Here is a 14965-nt window from a genome sequence, read left to right as displayed (position 1 = left end):
GCTGATTCGGTCCGCCGAGCAGCCGGAAGGCCGCATCGGCGCGGGCCCGCGCGTACGTACGCGCGGGCTCGGGAACGGATCGGGCCCCCGGGTGACCTGAGTGGTCAGCCGGAGGTGACGGTGACGATCCGGGGAGGGCCGCGCCTGCTGACGACGTGGCGCAGCACGGCGGAGCGGAGTGCTCCCGGCTCGATCGCGCCCGCGGTGAGGAAGGACGTGTACGCCGGGACCACGACCACGACGAGCACGCGACACAGCCGGACACCGAGCCGTCGCAGCAGCGCCCACAGCACCGCCTCACCGCGCGCCAGCCACAGCGCGGTCAGCCCGACGGCCCAGCCGTGCGCCACCAGCATGCCCAGACCGGGCAGCAGACCCGAGTGAACATGCCCGATCATCTCGGCGGGGGAGGCTGCGTGCGCGAGGGAGAACAGCACGTGCAATCCGGCCTGCACGCTCGCCAGCAGCGGCAGGATCACCGCCAGCGTCCGTTCGCGCCCCGACACGGCGAGGGCCGCGACGAAGGCGAGGACCAGGGCGGCGGTCGCGGTCGGCACGGAGACCGAGCCTCCCGCGAGGACGTGTGCCATCACGCCCAGCCCCAGGCAGACCGCGGCGAAGGCGGCCGCGCGGGCGAGGCGGAAGGGCAACGTCGCGGGCATGATGGGAAAATCATCCCACGCCACCCCGGCGGTGCGAAGTCCGAGGCCCACGGGGCGATTCGCGCCCTCGTCGCCACCGCGCGCCGGGGTCGTCCCACCCACCGCGGCTCGCGACCGGCTCCGCCCGTCCCGGTTCGGCCCCCTGTTCTCACAGATCAGAGCGGCTCAGAGCAGCTCAGAGCAGCGGGAACCGCCCGGAGACAGCGAGGCGGTCCGGGCCCGGAAAAAAATCTTGAAAGAAATCCCGTCGCCGTGTCGAATCGGCCCGTGCTCGTTCGAAGCGTGGTCAGAGGGCCGGGAGGAACGCCGGGAGGAACACGAAAACCGGCCGACCGACGCACCGCGCCTGACTCGACCCGCGACCAGACCGTTCAAAAACAAGATCAAGGAGAAATTCGATGCGATACATGGTCACCCTCAAGGTCACCCACCTGCCCGCCACCCCGCCGCCCGCCGAGCTGATGGAGGCGATCAACAAACTCGGCGAGGAGGCCACCGGAGCGGGCGCGCTGCTCGACAACGGCGGGCTGGCCCCGAGCGCCCAGGGCGCGCGGATCGAGCTCACCGGGGGCAGGCTGAGCGTCACGGACGGCCCGTTCGCCGAGGCGAAGGAGCTGATCAGCTATGCCGTCTACCAGGTCCGGACGAAGGAGGAGGCCGTCGAGTGGACCTCCCGTTTCATGAGGCTCCACCGCGACCACTGGGAGGGCTGGGAGGGCGAGGCCGACCTCCACCGCGTCTTCGGCCCCGAGGACTTCGCCGCCACCGAGTGAAACCGTCGCCGTCGCCCCGGCCGGATCCCCGCGAGGACTCCGGCCGGGGCACCGCGCTGTCCGGGCGGGGGACGACGTGCTTGGATCGGGAGGCATGACGGTTGGGGATCCTCATCGGGTGATCGAGGCGGTCTGGCGGATCGAGTCCGCGAGGGTGATCGCGGGGCTCGCCCGGATGGTGCACGACGTCGGCCTGGCCGAGGAGCTGGCGCAGGACGCCCTGGTCATCGCACTGGAGCAGTGGCCCAAGACCGGCGTACCGGACAACCCCGGTGCCTGGCTCATGCTCACCGCCAAGCATCGGGCGATCGACCTGCTGCGCCGCAGGAACCGGTACGAGCGGAAGCTCGAAGAGGTCGGCCGGGACATGGAGATCCGCCGGGAGGCGGCCGAGGCCGAGTTGGACGACACCCTCGACGATCACATCGGCGACGACGTGCTGCGCCTCCTCTTCACGGCCTGCCACCCCGTACTGTCCACGGAAGGGCGCCTGGCGCTCACCCTCCGCCTGCTCGGCGGCCTGACGACGGAGGAGATCGCGCGCGCCTTCCTGGTGCCCGAGCCGACCGTCGGGCAGCGGATCTTCCGGGCCAAGCGCACCCTCACCGAGAAGCGGGTCCGAATCGAGATGCCCGCCCCGGCCGAGCTGGGTGACCGGCTCTCGTCGGTCCTGGAAGTCGTCTACCTCATCTTCAACGAGGGCTACTCGGCGACCGCCGGTGACGACTGGATGCGCCCCTCGCTCTGTGAGGAGGCGCTGCGCCTGGGCCGGATCCTGGCGGGTCTCATGCCGGGAGAGTCCGAGGTGCACGGCCTCGTCGCCCTGATGGAGATCCAGGCGTCCCGCACGCGCGCCAGGACGGGACCCGGCGGCGAGCCCGTCCTGCTCCTCGACCAGGACCGGGGGTTGTGGGACCGGCTGCTTGTCCGCCGCGGGTTGGAGTCGCTCGCCCGCGCCGAGGCGCTCGGCACACTGGGCCCGTACGGTCTGCAGGCCGCGATCGCCGCCTGCCACGCCCGCGCGCCGTCCGCCGGCGACACGGACTGGGAGCGGATGGCCGCCCTCTACCGGGTGCTCGCCCACGTCGCCCCCTCGCCCGTGGTGGAGCTGAACCGCGCGGTCGCGGTGGGCATGGCGTACGGCCCCGAGCGTGGCCTGGAGATCGCGGACGGGCTGGTGACGGAGCGCGCGCTCAGGAACTATCCGCTGCTCGCCGCCGTCCGGGGTGATCTGCTCGTGAAGCTGGGCCGCCTCGACGAGGCGCGCGAGGAGTTCGAACGGGCCGCCGGGCTCACCCGCAACGAGCGCGAGCGGACCCTCTTCCTCGCCCGCGCGACCGCCGCGGGCGGCTGACGCCCTCACCGGCCGCCGTCGCCCCGGTGACCGGCGCGTGTTTCAGGGCGTGGCGTGCTCGTACCGGTCCGTGCGGGCCTGATCAGGCGAGGCGGCCGGGGTCTCGGCCCCGGGGCCGGGCAGCACGTCGACGTCGGTGGCGCGCATCGGCCGGTCGCATACCGCGCAGTGCAGTTCGACATGGCTGATCTCGCCGCAGGCGTGGTGGCGGTAGAGCACCGGCGGACCGGACTCGCCCGCGGCCCACCGGTCGCCCCAGCGCACCATCACCAGGAGCAGGTCACACAGCTCCAGCCCCTTGGTGGTGAGCGTGTACTCGTGGCGGGGCGGCCGGCTCGAATACTCCTGCCGCTCCAGTACGCCGTTCTCGACCAGCCACTTGAGCCGCTCGGTGAGCACCTTGCGTGAGATGTCCAGGCTCTGCTGGATCTGGTCGAAGCGACTGATACCGACATAGACGTTCCGCAGGATCAGTGGCGACCACGGCTCACCGATGACATCCAGCGTGCGGGCGATCGAGCAGGCCATGTCACCGAATCGGGTTCGCTGCATGAGAGCAGTCTAACGAGAGGGTTCCCTTAGGGAACGATCACCTGTTACCGTCTTCCCGTCAGTTCCCTGAGGGAACTAACCGAAGGCGAGCCCATGATGAGGAGTCCCGCAATGACCGAGACGACGCCCGTCGCCGAACTCCTGTTCAGCGAGGCCGACGCGACACCGATCAGCACGGACGAGGCGACGATCAAACCGTGGGACGAGGCGCGGGCGTGCCTGGAGTCCGCGCCGAAGGCCTGGCTCTCGACGGTGCGGCCCGACGGCCGCGCGCACGCCATGCCCGTGCTGCTGGTGTGGGCCGGAGGCACCCCCTGGATCCCCACCCGCCCGAGGTCCCGGAAGGCCAAGAACCTCGCCGTCAACTCCCACTGCGTCCTCACCGTCGCCGGCGAGAGCCTCGACCTCGTGGTCGAGGGCAACGCCACCCGGGCGCGGGACGAGGACGAGCTCCGGCGGGTGGCCGACGCCTTCAAGGCGAAGTACCGGTGGGAGCTCGCGGTGCGCGACGGCTCCGTCTACGAGGACAGCCTCCCGGGCTCACCCGAGTACGGCTTCTACCAGGTCACGCCCACGCGGGCCTTCGGTTACGGCCCGGACGGCATGACGGCGACGCGCTGGCGGTTCGAGTGACCGGTGCCGACCGGCGTCACACCCGTTCGCGCCCGGCCTGCTCCCCGCCGGAGTAGTCCCTGAGCTCGATCGTGTCGTGCGGGCGCACGCTCGTACGCCGGAGCCCGGCCAGGGCGCGGATCACGCCGTGCGGAAGGCGTGCGAGCAGCCGGGTGCCCCACAGGGTGGCCCACAGCTGGAACCGGCTGTCCGGCACGAGGGTCCTCGCCATCCCCCGGCCCAGTTCCCGGCTGCGTCTCACGTACTCGCCCAGCTCGCTCTCGTACGCGCGAAAGGCCCGCTCGTGGTCGCCGCCGGCCACCGCCAGCTCTCCGGCGAGGACGTAGGCGCCGACCACCGCGAGGCTGGTGCCGCCCCCGACCGCCGCGCCCGGTGAGTAACCCGCGTCGCCGACCAGGCTGATCCGGCCGCGCGACCAGGAGTCCATCCGGATCTGGGTGATCGAGTCGAAGTAGAAGGCGGAGCTCGCGTCCATCTCGTCGAGCAGCCTCGGCACCTCCCAGCCCGCCCCGGAGAACGCCTCCCGCAGCAACCGCCTCTGGCGCGGGACGTCACGGTGGTGGTAGTCCAGCTCCTCGCTGCGGAACAGGAGGATCGCCCGCGCCTCGTCCAGGTGCGCCGCGCTGTAGAACGCGGCCATCCTGCCCACGTCGCTGTACGCGAGCATCTCGGCGTCGAGGTCGCGGTAGTCGGGCAGGGAGAAGACCCCGAGGTAGGTGCCGACGAAGTCGGCGAACCTCGACTCCTCGCCGAAGGCCAGGCCGCGCACGTTGGAGTGGACGCCGTCGGCACCGATCACCAGGTCGAACCTGCGGGGTGCGCCCGTCTCGAAGGTGACGTCGATCCCGCCGGCGTCCTCCTGGAGGGACACGATCGAATCGCCGAACACGTACTCCACACGATCGCGGGTCGCCCCGTGGAAGATCTCGCTCAGGTCGTCGCGCATGACCTCGACATGCCGATCGGAGAACGCGACGACCAGGCGGCCGACGTCCACGCGCACGGGCCGCTCGCTCCCCGCGCCGACGAGGGTGACGTGCCGGGTGCCCGTCTTCCTCTCCTCGATCGCGGGGAGCAGGCCCATCCGCTCCACGACCTCCATGGCCGGTCTGAACAGGTCGACCGCGTGCCCGCCCGTCATGCGCAGTGCCGGTGCCCGCTCGACCACGGTGACCTCGAAGCCGTGGTGGTCCAGCCAGTACGCCAGGACCGGCCCGGCGACACTGGCTCCGGAGACGAGGATTCGCATGGTTCTCCCTCCCTCTCGACTGTTTTACTTAACGGAAGGTAAGTCCTTCGGGCGGCCACGCACAAGTGCTTACCTATCGTTAAGTCAGTCACCTTCGCCGTGCCGGTACCCTTGGTCCGAGCACGAGGACGCCCGAGCGTGCGGGAGTCCGGCGCGAGGACAGGAGAGAACAACAGGTGGCGAGGCCGTCCGACACCAAGGCGCGCATCCAGGCGGTCGCGAGGGAACTGTTCGCCGAGAAGGGCGTGCAGCAGACGAGCCTGCGCGACATCGCCGACCGGCTCGGGATCACCAAACCCGCGCTCTACTACCACTTCACCTCGCGGGAGGACCTGCTCCGCAGCATCGTCCAGCCACTGATCGACGATGTCGACGCCTTCCTGGCCGACACCGAGGCGAACGCTCCGCAGAGTCCTCGCGAGCTCCTCCAGGGCTACTTCGACATCACCTTCCGGCACCGCGAGGTGACCGTGATGGTGGTACGCGATCTGTCCACCCTGGCCCACCTCGATCTGGGGCCCCGCATGGGCCACTGGCGACGGCGGCTCATCACCCTGCTGCTCGGCCCGGATCCCGACCTGGCCGCCCGCGCCCGCGCGGTCGTGGCCATCGGCGGGCTCTCGGACTGCACCGTGGAGTTCGCCGACGTACCGGCCACGACGCTCGGCCCTCCGGCGGTGGCCGCCGCGCTGGCGGCGCTCGGCGCCGACCTGCCGACGGCCGGGTGAGCCGCGCGGCAGGCGAACCCGCCGACGTGAGGTCCGGCGGAAACCTGAATACCGATACGAGTCCAACGAAATCCGAAGGACCGACGTGAAGCTCGGCGGAAACCGAAGGATCGACGTGAAGCCCGGCGAAACCCGAAAAACCGACGTGAAGCCCAGCGGAAGTCCGGGCGTCACGGGAAAGCGGGTCCGCCGAATCGAGCCTCGATGGAAAGCGAATTCGCCGGGTCGAGTATCGGTGGAAAGCGGGCTCACCGGCCCAGGACACGTCGGTGGTGTCGAACAGGCGCCACGGAAACGCACCCCGGTGTGGCACACTTTCGACATCGCCACAGCGGCATCGATCGGTCACACCGCCCGCCCCATTCCAACGGACGCGCCACGGGCTGATGCCCGCAGCCGCCGATCGGAGGTCCGTATGGACCTGTCCACGCACGCCCACCCAGACTGGATGGTCTGCGACGTCGCAGGGAAGATTGACATCTTCACGGCCCACGCGCTTCGCGAGCACCTGCTGGCCGCGCTGGGCCGCCCGGGGTACCGGCTCCTCCTCGACATGTCCATGGTCACCGCCATGGACGCCAGCGGGGTGGCCGTGCTGCTCTCCACCCTGCGCAGGGCCGTACGACACGGCGGCACGCTGCGGCTGATCGCGCCGGCGCCGGTGGTGCGCGGGCTGTTGAAGGCCAGCGGGCTGTCGGGGAGGTTCGCCGTCAGCGCCGATCTGGCCGGCGCGCGGATCGCGGAACCGCTGCCCGCCGGCGTCAGGTGAACCACCGCCCGCACGCCGTTCCGGCCCGGGGAGCCCTCCGGGCCGGAGGCCGGAACGGTTCCAGGCAAACCTCAATTGATTTATCAGCAAAAAAAGCGAGGAAATATCATAAAAGCGTCAAACGAGTCTAAAGTTAGCTCATGGTGACTCACCGCACGGCGGTCGTACCGGCAGATTCAGGAACGCCCGGCAAGTGTCTCTGCGGCCATCCGGCCGACTACGTGATCGAAACGCGCTGGTTCTCCGGCAGGCACTCCCGCGATCCGGTCTGCGCCCCCCATGTCACCGAGGTCCTCCAGGGAATCGCGAAGCAGAACGCACGCCGCGACGGAGGATGAACGCTCGACGGGAACCGGCCGCGAGCTCGCCCGCGCGCCGGTGATCGACACTCCGATCGGCGTCATACGCCATGATCGACGCCACGACCCGTGGACACCCCGGGTCGCCGCGGGACCCGTCTTGATGTGAGTGCCGGCCGATCCTCCGTGGCCACCGGTGGGACCTCCCGGAAAGCGCGTGAAACACCGGCACCGCCGTCGAGAGCGACGAATCAAGAGCCTTTCCACGCTGGACCACTTTATGACGCCCTCACCCTGACGCCTCTTCGCGCGAAGGCCGCCCCACCCCTCGAGGTCGCCGACCTCCGCCCACTTTCCACCTGTTCATCCGAAACGGCGTCGTCGGGCACCGCGGGTACGGCACCCCTCAGGGGGCCGGAGATTCGCGGATCTCGGCCAGGGAGATCCGCATGGCGTCGGCGGCACGCGCGAACCAGTCGGAGATGGCGGCCAGCTCGTCCGGGCCGTAGCTCTCGAAGAGCTCGGTGAGCCGCCGGTAGGTGGGCTCGTACGCCGCCGCGATGCGGGCGGCCGAGTCCCCTTCCGGGACGATCCGGACACGGCGCCGGTCGTGGGGATCGGGAACGCGCCGGGCGTAGCCCGCGCTCTCCAAACGGTTGACCACCCCGGTGACGGCCCCGGTGGTGAGACCGGCCAGCTCGGCGAGGCGTCCCGCGGTGAGCGCCTCCTCCCCCGCCCCGAGAACGAAGCCGAGACACGTCAGGTCCGTGACGTTGATGCCGAGGCGCTCGGCGAGCGTGTGCTGCCCGACCAGGCTCAACGCGATCAACCGGTCCATCCGGGCCAGGACCTCCGGCGGCGAGGCATCGGCTTCGGATTTGCGTTCCACCACAAAATCTCCTTACTATCCAAGAAGCTTAGCTCGTGAGATAAATGATACGGGCCGACTCAACCTAGCGCCTGCCGTCCCGGCGATCCGCCACGGCCTGCGGGGGACGGCGCCTCGGATGAAGGAGACATCGTGGGGGATAAGAAGAGATCTCGCGGAGCTGGCGGAGATCCACGTCTCCGCCCGGCCCAGCCCGTGACGGCGGTCCGGAGCGCGTCGGGCGGCCGGTTCGCACCCTGCGGTACGCCAGATAGGACGAAAACCCGCAAGTACACTGTAATTCCCCCACCGGGGCGACCAGATCTGCATACCTGGTAAGACGGAGGGAACGCCCGCCCTGTGAACTGCGGGTCTAAGGAGTCTTTCCATGCCACCCGAAGGTGTGAACACGCTCTCGATATCGGCCGACGTGCGCGGAAGCGCCATCGTGGTCCGGGTGATCGGCGAGCTCGACTACGACTACGCACCGATCTTCCGGAGGGAGCTCACCCGGGCCTGGAGCATGGGCACCGGCGACTCGTCCTCCGAGCTTCCAGCGCCTTCCTCGCTCGACTCGCCACCCGGACTTCCGGCGCCCCCCTCGCTCGACCCGCCACCCGGGTTCCCGGCACCTCCTTCACTTGACCCGCCCCCCGAGTTCCCGGCGTCCCCCTCACTCGACTCGCCATCCGCGCTTCCGGGGCTTCCGGCACCGCTGCTCTCCAGCCCGTCACCACTTCTCCCGGAGACGTCCTTCTTCTCGGAGACGTCGCTCCTCCCGGAGACGCCGTTCTTCTCGGACGTCCCGCTGACCTCGGGAGGCCCGCTCCCCCCGGGGCCGCCGTCACCGCTGTCACCCGAGCCCCCTTCGCCGTTCTTTCCCGGCAGCCCGCCTCCCCCCGCCCCGGGAAGTCCGCCGCCGCTCTTCCCCGACGGCCCCTCTCCCCTCTCCCCGGACACGCCACCACTCTCCCCGGACACGCCACCACCGGACGGGCAGCCGTCGCTCTCCACGATGACTTCTCCGTCACCCCAGGCCCCTGCTTCCTTCTTTGAGACGTCCCCGGATACGCCGGCCGAGACCGCGCCCTGGATCATCCTCGATCTGGAGGGGCTCACCTTCTGCGACTCCACCGGGCTCGCGGAGCTGCTGTGGATCCTGCGCAGGAGCCAGGAGACGCGAACCCGCCTGGTGGTGGCCGGAGCGAGCCGGACACTGCGTCACATGATGGCCACCACCGGGCTCCTGGCCTACTTCGCGATGGCCCCCTCCGTGGAGGCGGCACTTGTCGGGGAGGAGTTCAGGACGGCGGAAGGGCACTGACACGCGGGTGGACGACGGTCCCGCGAGACAGACCTCCGCAGAAGTTTGAGACATATGTCGTTAAAACCCACTCATTCACCTGACAAGTGGGTCAATATCTTCTTACGGGAAAATCCACTATCCGTCGAAAGTGGGGTCCCGATGCGGAGAATGTCGCCGCGGACGACCGCGGAAGCACTGCCGGAGAACCTGGACGGGCTACCCGTCAAACCCGGGGAATTCCTCGCCCTTGTGTCCGTGGACTTCACCGGGACGTACCAGGTCTACCTGGCGGCCAAGGACGAGCGCATCAAGATGACCCGGCTGTCCATGAGCCTGCTCGCCGCCCCGTTCGCCGCCGCGGTCGCGCTGGCCAGCGCGAAGGTGGTCAGCCCGCAGATGCTGACCACCTGGCACAGCGTTCCCTGGCACCTGTTCGCGATGGTCGCCGCGTTCGGGCTGCTCAGCGTGCTGCCCTTCCTGCGACTGGTCGAGGCGGTCAACGCGCACATGAGGACCGCGCGGGCGCTCAACAACTTCCGCCTGCTCTACACGGTCCACCTCAAGGACCAGTTCGCGGCCCTCGGCTGGACGCCCAACCTGCCGGTGGACCCCCGCTATCCGGAGACGTACGCGCCACTGGCCTGGCCGGGGATCAACGTGATGATGCTGGCCCTGGTCAACAGCTCCTACATCGCGGTCGGCGTGCTCGGGATGATCGGGGCCGCGCCGACCGCCGCCCTGCTCCTGGTGATCATCGGGCTGCTCGCACTGGTCCACTATTTCGTCTACTACGTCCGCGCCAATGTCTCCCGGCAACGCCGACTCCCACACAACCCCTTCCATTTCCCCAACGTGGAGACCTGAATGCCCGACCTCCTCAGATTCGCGTCTTGTGGGGAGACGTGGATCTGGCTGATGCGACACGTGACAGACAACGGCGGGCCCGCCCTGGACGACCGCGGCCCGATCATCGAGGCTCCGGCGGTGCTGTTCGAGGTCACCGGCCTGGCCTGGGACGATCCTGTCCTGAAATGCTACGGCGACGCCGGAAAGATCCCGCTGTACTCCAGCAAGTTCAGCGAGCGGTCGATCGTCCCGCCGTTCAAGTACAGCTACGGAGGGCGGCTCCGCCAGTTCCTCGGCGTCGACCAGCTCGGCTGGATCGCCGACGTGCTGCGCGCCAAGCCGTACACCAAGAGCGGCTGGATCTCGCTGACCGTTCCCGGCGAGCCTCCCGACGCGGTGCCCTGCCTGACCAGTCTCGCCTTCAGGCTCCGTGCCGGGCGGCTGGTCATGACCGCCGCCTTCCGGTCGCAGAACGTCTTCACCTCATATCTGAACTACGTACCGCTGCGCGGCATCCAGAGCGAGGTCGCGGACGGCCTCACGGTGGGCTGCGGATCGATGAGGGTCTTCGTCGACGTGCCGCACATCTACACCGCGGACGAGGCGACGGTCGAGAGGATCCTCCAGCTGTCGGAGCGCGACGGGCCCGGCGCGGGAGACCCGGTACCGGACCCTGATCATCGGCCCTGCCCCATCTTCTGACCGTGCGGACCGCCGACGCGACGACCGGTCGTCTCCCGGCTCCCGCCGTTCCGGCGGGTGAGGGGATAACGATGACCGGTCGGCGCGTCAGGGGTAGACCCCTGATCACGGCGACGGCCGCCGGATCGGCGCGCGACCGGTCGGCGTGTCAGGGAGAGGCCCGTGATCGCGGCGACGGCCGCCGGATCGGCGCGCGACCGGTGGGCGTGTCAGGGGGAGACCCTCACCCCGGCCTCGGCGAGCATTCCGGCCAGCTCGGTGCTCCCGCCGAGCACGGCCAGCTCGTAGGGCGTACGGCCCTCGAAGATCGGATGGCCGGTACCGGGGCCGTTCACGCCCGCGCCGTGCTCGATCAGGAGCCGCAGGCGGCGGGGCCGCCGCATCATGGCCGCGGCGAGCACCTCGTCCTGGAGCATCTGCTCCGGTGTCGCGTGCGCGGGACCGAGGCGCCGGTGCCACGGCCCGCCGTCCCCCCGGCCGAGACCGTACTCGAAGAGCAGTTCCAGGTGCTCGGTGTCGTCGGCGCCGAACCCGCTGAGCCCCCGGTTGTAGAGGGCCTGGCTGTCGTTGGGATCGGCGCCCGCCTCCAGCAGGAGCCGGGCCAGCTCGGCGGAGCGCGGGTGCGGCGGCTCGCCGCGCTCGCCGCCGCCGAAGACCCCGGTGAGCGCGGTGAACGGCGAGGGCAGCCCGTCCCACAGGTATCCCGCGTCCGGGTCGGCATCGTGTTCGAGCAGCACCCGGGCGGTCTCCAGCGCGTCGCCGCCCTCGACCCGCGAGTACGCCAGGTAGAGCAGCGGCTCCCACCGGTGCGGCCCGCCCTCGGCCCGCGCCTGGGCCGGGTCGGCCGCCAGCGTCGCCGCCATCGCCTCCGCCTGACCGGTCGCGGCCATGGTGTGGACGCTCGCGACCGCGAGTCCCGGGTCCAGGGCCAGCGCCCGCGCCGCCCCGCGACCGCGCGACGGGTCGTCGTTCCCGTACGGGTCGTTGCCGTACGGGTCGTTGCCGTACGGCAGGCAGGCCAGCCGGAGGAACTCCGCGACCGGGTCCGCGCTCTCGGGTACCAGGTGGGGAGAGCGGGAGTGCCGCGCGAGGACGTCGAGGTGGGCGCGGAGCCGGGGCCAGCTCGCGAAGCCGTACGTCCTCGCGACCGTCAGCTGGGCGTCGGCCAGCGTGAATCCCTCCGGCGGGCGCGGACCTCCCCCGACCGGCGGTGGCGGCGCGGGCAGCCCCCGCGTCGTGGACCCCTCCGGCGGGCGCGGGTGGTCCTCACCCCCCGGCGATACCGAGGGGCGCACCGGGAGCCCCGGTGCCGGGTGGGGGTGGAACTCCGCGACCAGCTCCAGCGCGGCGGTGTCGCCGGCGCGGACCGCCTTCCTGAGGCGCTTGGCCTGATTTCTCAGGTGTTCCAGGCTGGGGTTGTCGGGAAGACGGCGAACAGGCACGGGTGCCTCCCTTTCGTCGCGCCCGATGTCCGCGTGATCGGGCCGAAAAGGAGGTTGGCCGCATGAGCGGGGTGACGCTCAGGTGGGCTCTGCCCTTCCCGCGGACCGGGTGCGCCCTGCCGCGCGGCCTCCACCATAACGCCCGCGCCGCGAGAGCGCCGTCCCGGTCATTCCTCAGCCGTCCCGGTCACCCTCAGCCGTCCGGACCACCCTTAGCCGTCCTGATCGCCCTCAGCCGTCCCGGTCACCCTCAGCCGTCCTGATCGCCCTCGTCCTGGTCACCTTCAAGGGATGACGCCCACTCCGCGAGGGCGCCCCTCACCTGAAGCGGCGCGGTCGGAGGCCGTTGCCGGTCGTCCACGCGGCCGACCCGAACACGGTCGTGATCCCGGACCTCACCTGAAACGACGCAATCGCAGGCTGTTGCTGACCACGAACACCGAGGAGAGCGCCATCGCACCCCCGGCGATCATCGGGGTGAGCAGCCCGAACGCGGCCAGCGGGATGGCGGCGACGTTGTAGGCGAAGGCCCAGAACAGGTTGCCCCTGATGGTGCGCAACGTGCGGCGGGACAGCCTGATCGCGTCGGCGGCGACCCGCAGGTCGCCCCGGACCAGGGTGAGGTCGGAGGCCTCGATCGCGACGTCGGTGCCGGTGCCCATCGCCATGCCGAGATCGGCCTGGGCGAGCGCGGCGGCGTCGTTGACCCCGTCGCCGATCATCGCCACGGTACGGCCCTCGGACTGGAGCCGCTTGACGACCTCCACCTTGTCGGCGGGCAGCACGTCGGCGACCACGTCCTCGATGCCGACGGCCTCGGCGACCGTACGGGCCACCGTCTCGTTGTCGCCGGTCAGCAGGATCGGGCGCAGGCCGAGCGCGCGCAGCGCGGCGACCGCCTCGGCCGAGGTGGGCTTGATCGCGTCGGCGACGGTGAGCACCGCGCGGGCCTTCCCGTCCCAGCCGACCGCGACGGCCGTCTCCCCGCGCGCCCGTGCCCGCTCCAGCTCCTCCTCCAGCTCGGACGGCAGGTGCTGCGACCAGTCGGCGAGCAGCCGGGGCCGCCCGACGAGGACGGCGTGCCCGTCGACGACGCCCTGGACGCCGAGGCCCTCGATGTTCGCGAAGTCCTCGACCTCGGCGGTGGAGTCCGCCGCGCGGGCGACCGCGCGGGCCACGGGGTGCTCGGAGGCGGCCTCCAGCGCCCCGGCCAGCCGGAGCACCTCCTCGCGCTCCTCACCGGCGGCGGGGAAGACGTCCTTGAGGGTCATCGTGCCCGACGTCACGGTGCCGGTCTTGTCCAGGATCACGGTGTCGATGCCGTGGGTCGACTCCAGCGCCTCCGGGCCCTTGATCAGGATTCCCAGCTGGGCGCCTCGGCCGGTGCCGACCAGCAGCGCGGTCGGCGTGGCGAGACCCAGGGCGCAGGGGCAGGCGATGATCAGTACCGCCACGGCGGCGGTGAAGGCCCCGGCGGCGCCGGAACCGGTACCGAGCCAGAAGCCGAGGGTGGCCACGGACAGGGCGATCACGATCGGCACGAACACCGCGGAGATCCGGTCGGCCAGCCGCTGCACGGCGGCCTTGCCGTTCTGCGCGTCCTCCACCAGCCTGGCCATCTGGGCGAGCTGGGTGTCCGAGCCGACCCGGGTCGCCCTGACCACGAGCCGCCCCCCGGCGTTCACGGTGGCGCCGACCACCGCGTCCCCCGGCCGCACCTCGACGGGGACCGACTCGCCGGTCAGCATGGACGCGTCCACGGCCGAGGAGCCCTCCTCGACCACGCCGTCCGTCGCGATCTTCTCCCCCGGTCGTACGACGAAGAGGTCACCCACCTTGAGCCGGTCGACCGGGACGAGTTCCCCGGAGGCCAGCGTGACCTCCTTGGCGCCCATCGACAACAGCGCGCGGAGCGCGGCACCGGCGCGGCGCTTGGAGCGGGCCTCGAAGTAGCGGCCCGCGAGGATGAAGGTGACCACCCCGGCGGCGGCCTCGAAGTAGATGTTTCCCGAGCCGTCGCCCCTGGACAGGGTGAACTCGAAGCCGTGCCGCATGCCCGGCATGCCCGCCGTGCCGAAGAACAGGGCCCAGAGCGACCAGGAGAAGGCGGCGATCGTCCCCAGCGAGACCAGCGTGTCCATGGTCGCGGCGCCGTGCCGCAGGTTGGTCCAGGCCGCCCGGTGGAAGGGCCACCCGCCGTAGACCACGACGGGACCGGCCAGGGCCAGGGAGAGCCACTGCCAGTTGTCGAACTGCAGCGCCGGGATCATCGCCATCGCGACGACCGGCACCGACAGCACGGCGGAGGTGGTCAGGCGCTGCCTGAGCGGGGCGAGCCCGTCGGGCTCTCCCTCCTCCCCTTCCCCGGCCGTCCCGTCCGTCCCGGTGGATACCGGCGGCGCGGGCAGTTCGGCGGTGTATCCGGCCTTCTCCACCTCCGCGACCAGGTCGCCGGGGGTGACCTCGGCGGGGTAGGCGACCTTCGCCTTCTCGGTGGCGTAGTTGACGGTCGCGGTCACGCCGTCCAGCTTGTTGAGCTTGCGTTCGATGCGGGCCGCGCAGGAGGCGCAGGTCATGCCGCCGATGGCGAGCTCGATCTCGCCGTGGGCGGGCGCTTCGCCGGTGGTCATGGACGTCACGGCCTCTCCTCGTACCTTGCCTCGTGCCTTGTCCGTCGTCGTGCGCGGCCCGGTGCCGCCGTCCGGGAGCGAGCCCGGCCCCCGGCCCGGCACGAGATGGCGTCCCCAGAGTGGGTGTGCCCAGGCATGTGTCTCTCCTCGTT

General features: G+C 70.8%; 14 protein-coding genes. 8 read left to right on the top strand and 6 right to left on the bottom strand.

Translation table 11 applies throughout. From position 1 onward, the window contains the following. Window positions 1-104 precede the first annotated feature (104 nt). Complete coding sequence (locus OG587_RS11465) at window positions 105-662, bottom strand: MFS transporter (RefSeq protein WP_329089510.1); 558 nt, start codon at window positions 660-662, stop codon at window positions 105-107. A 398-nt stretch (window positions 663-1060) separates the two neighbouring features. On the opposite strand from OG587_RS11465, the gene OG587_RS11460 reads away from it, so the two are divergent. Beyond that, complete coding sequence (locus tag OG587_RS11460) at window positions 1061-1435, top strand: YciI family protein (protein ID WP_329089508.1); 375 nt, start codon at window positions 1061-1063, stop codon at window positions 1433-1435. Between the two features lie 94 nt (window positions 1436-1529). Further along, window positions 1530-2789, top strand: a complete 1260-nt coding sequence (locus OG587_RS11455; protein ID WP_329089507.1) for an RNA polymerase sigma factor — start codon at window positions 1530-1532, stop codon at window positions 2787-2789. 42 nt (window positions 2790-2831) lie between these two features. Here the strand turns inward: OG587_RS11455 and OG587_RS11450 are convergent, their stop codons facing one another. Beyond that, window positions 2832-3341, bottom strand: coding sequence for a winged helix-turn-helix transcriptional regulator (locus OG587_RS11450; protein WP_329089505.1), 510 nt, complete (start codon window positions 3339-3341; stop codon window positions 2832-2834). Between the two features lie 111 nt (window positions 3342-3452). Between OG587_RS11450 and OG587_RS11445 the strand changes: the two genes are divergently transcribed. Further along, window positions 3453-3974 carry a pyridoxamine 5'-phosphate oxidase family protein gene (locus OG587_RS11445; RefSeq protein WP_329089503.1) on the top strand — a complete coding sequence of 174 codons (522 nt, stop codon included), beginning with the start codon at window positions 3453-3455 and terminating at the stop codon, window positions 3972-3974. A gap of 16 nt (window positions 3975-3990) precedes the next feature. On the opposite strand, the gene OG587_RS11440 is transcribed toward OG587_RS11445, so the two are convergent. Further along, window positions 3991-5223 carry an FAD-dependent monooxygenase gene (locus tag OG587_RS11440; RefSeq protein ID WP_329089501.1) on the bottom strand — a complete coding sequence of 411 codons (1233 nt, stop codon included), beginning with the start codon at window positions 5221-5223 and terminating at the stop codon, window positions 3991-3993. 176 nt (window positions 5224-5399) lie between these two features. Between OG587_RS11440 and OG587_RS11435 the strand changes: the two genes are divergently transcribed. Both OG587_RS11435 and OG587_RS11430 read left to right on the top strand, forming a co-directional pair. After that, a complete protein-coding gene (locus tag OG587_RS11435) occupies window positions 5400-5951 on the top strand; it encodes a TetR/AcrR family transcriptional regulator (RefSeq protein ID WP_329089499.1) in 552 nt (183 codons plus the stop codon). Window positions 5952-6366: 415 nt separating this feature from the next. Continuing rightward, complete coding sequence (locus tag OG587_RS11430) at window positions 6367-6720, top strand: STAS domain-containing protein (RefSeq protein ID WP_329089497.1); 354 nt, start codon at window positions 6367-6369, stop codon at window positions 6718-6720. Between the two features lie 705 nt (window positions 6721-7425). Here the strand turns inward: OG587_RS11430 and OG587_RS11425 are convergent. Beyond that, window positions 7426-7908: a MarR family winged helix-turn-helix transcriptional regulator gene (locus tag OG587_RS11425; RefSeq protein ID WP_329089495.1), complete on the bottom strand. Its 483-nt coding sequence runs from the start codon at window positions 7906-7908 to the stop codon at window positions 7426-7428. Between the two features lie 367 nt (window positions 7909-8275). Between OG587_RS11425 and OG587_RS11420 the strand changes: the two genes are divergently transcribed. From OG587_RS11420 to OG587_RS11410, 3 genes are all read left to right on the top strand, one after another. Continuing rightward, a complete protein-coding gene (locus tag OG587_RS11420; RefSeq protein WP_329089493.1) occupies window positions 8276-9211 on the top strand; it encodes an STAS domain-containing protein in 936 nt (311 codons plus the stop codon). Window positions 9212-9361: 150 nt separating this feature from the next. Continuing rightward, window positions 9362-10057 carry a hypothetical protein gene (locus OG587_RS11415; protein WP_329089491.1) on the top strand — a complete coding sequence of 232 codons (696 nt, stop codon included), beginning with the start codon at window positions 9362-9364 and terminating at the stop codon, window positions 10055-10057. A 51-nt stretch (window positions 10058-10108) separates the two neighbouring features. Then, window positions 10109-10741, top strand: coding sequence for a hypothetical protein (locus tag OG587_RS11410; RefSeq protein WP_329089489.1), 633 nt, complete (start codon window positions 10109-10111; stop codon window positions 10739-10741). 209 nt (window positions 10742-10950) lie between these two features. On the opposite strand, the gene OG587_RS11405 is transcribed toward OG587_RS11410, so the two are convergent. After that, window positions 10951-12183, bottom strand: a complete 1233-nt coding sequence (locus OG587_RS11405) for a hypothetical protein (protein WP_329089487.1) — start codon at window positions 12181-12183, stop codon at window positions 10951-10953. A 395-nt stretch (window positions 12184-12578) separates the two neighbouring features. Continuing rightward, the gene (locus OG587_RS11400) at window positions 12579-14813 is read right to left on the bottom strand and encodes a heavy metal translocating P-type ATPase (RefSeq protein ID WP_329093819.1); all 2235 of its coding nucleotides are present in this window, start codon (window positions 14811-14813) and stop codon (window positions 12579-12581) included. Between the last annotated feature and the right edge of the window lie 152 nt (window positions 14814-14965).

Source organism: Streptosporangium sp. NBC_01469 (genome assembly GCF_036227305.1).
Taxonomy (GTDB): domain Bacteria; phylum Actinomycetota; class Actinomycetes; order Streptosporangiales; family Streptosporangiaceae; genus Streptosporangium.
The sequence above is the reverse complement of the archived record's forward strand: the minus strand, read 5'-3'. Positions and strand labels throughout refer to the sequence as shown.

Bases quoted from the DNA above. Each gene is read 5' to 3' on its own strand.
- OG587_RS11400 (WP_329093819.1), bottom strand. From the start codon at position 14,813: ATGACCACCGGCGAAGCGCCCGCCCACGGCGAGATCGAGCTCGCCATC.
- OG587_RS11445 (WP_329089503.1), top strand. From the start codon at position 3,453: ATGACCGAGACGACGCCCGTCGCCGAACTCCTGTTCAGCGAGGCCGAC.
- OG587_RS11430 (WP_329089497.1), top strand. From the start codon at position 6,367: ATGGACCTGTCCACGCACGCCCACCCAGACTGGATGGTCTGCGACGTC.
- OG587_RS11465 (WP_329089510.1), bottom strand. From the start codon at position 662: ATGCCCGCGACGTTGCCCTTCCGCCTCGCCCGCGCGGCCGCCTTCGCC.
- OG587_RS11460 (WP_329089508.1), top strand. From the start codon at position 1,061: ATGCGATACATGGTCACCCTCAAGGTCACCCACCTGCCCGCCACCCCG.
- OG587_RS11410 (WP_329089489.1), top strand. From the start codon at position 10,109: ATGCGACACGTGACAGACAACGGCGGGCCCGCCCTGGACGACCGCGGC.
- OG587_RS11455 (WP_329089507.1), top strand. From the start codon at position 1,530: ATGACGGTTGGGGATCCTCATCGGGTGATCGAGGCGGTCTGGCGGATC.
- OG587_RS11440 (WP_329089501.1), bottom strand. From the start codon at position 5,223: ATGCGAATCCTCGTCTCCGGAGCCAGTGTCGCCGGGCCGGTCCTGGCG.
- OG587_RS11420 (WP_329089493.1), top strand. From the start codon at position 8,276: ATGCCACCCGAAGGTGTGAACACGCTCTCGATATCGGCCGACGTGCGC.
- OG587_RS11450 (WP_329089505.1), bottom strand. From the start codon at position 3,341: ATGCAGCGAACCCGATTCGGTGACATGGCCTGCTCGATCGCCCGCACG.
- OG587_RS11415 (WP_329089491.1), top strand. From the start codon at position 9,362: ATGTCGCCGCGGACGACCGCGGAAGCACTGCCGGAGAACCTGGACGGG.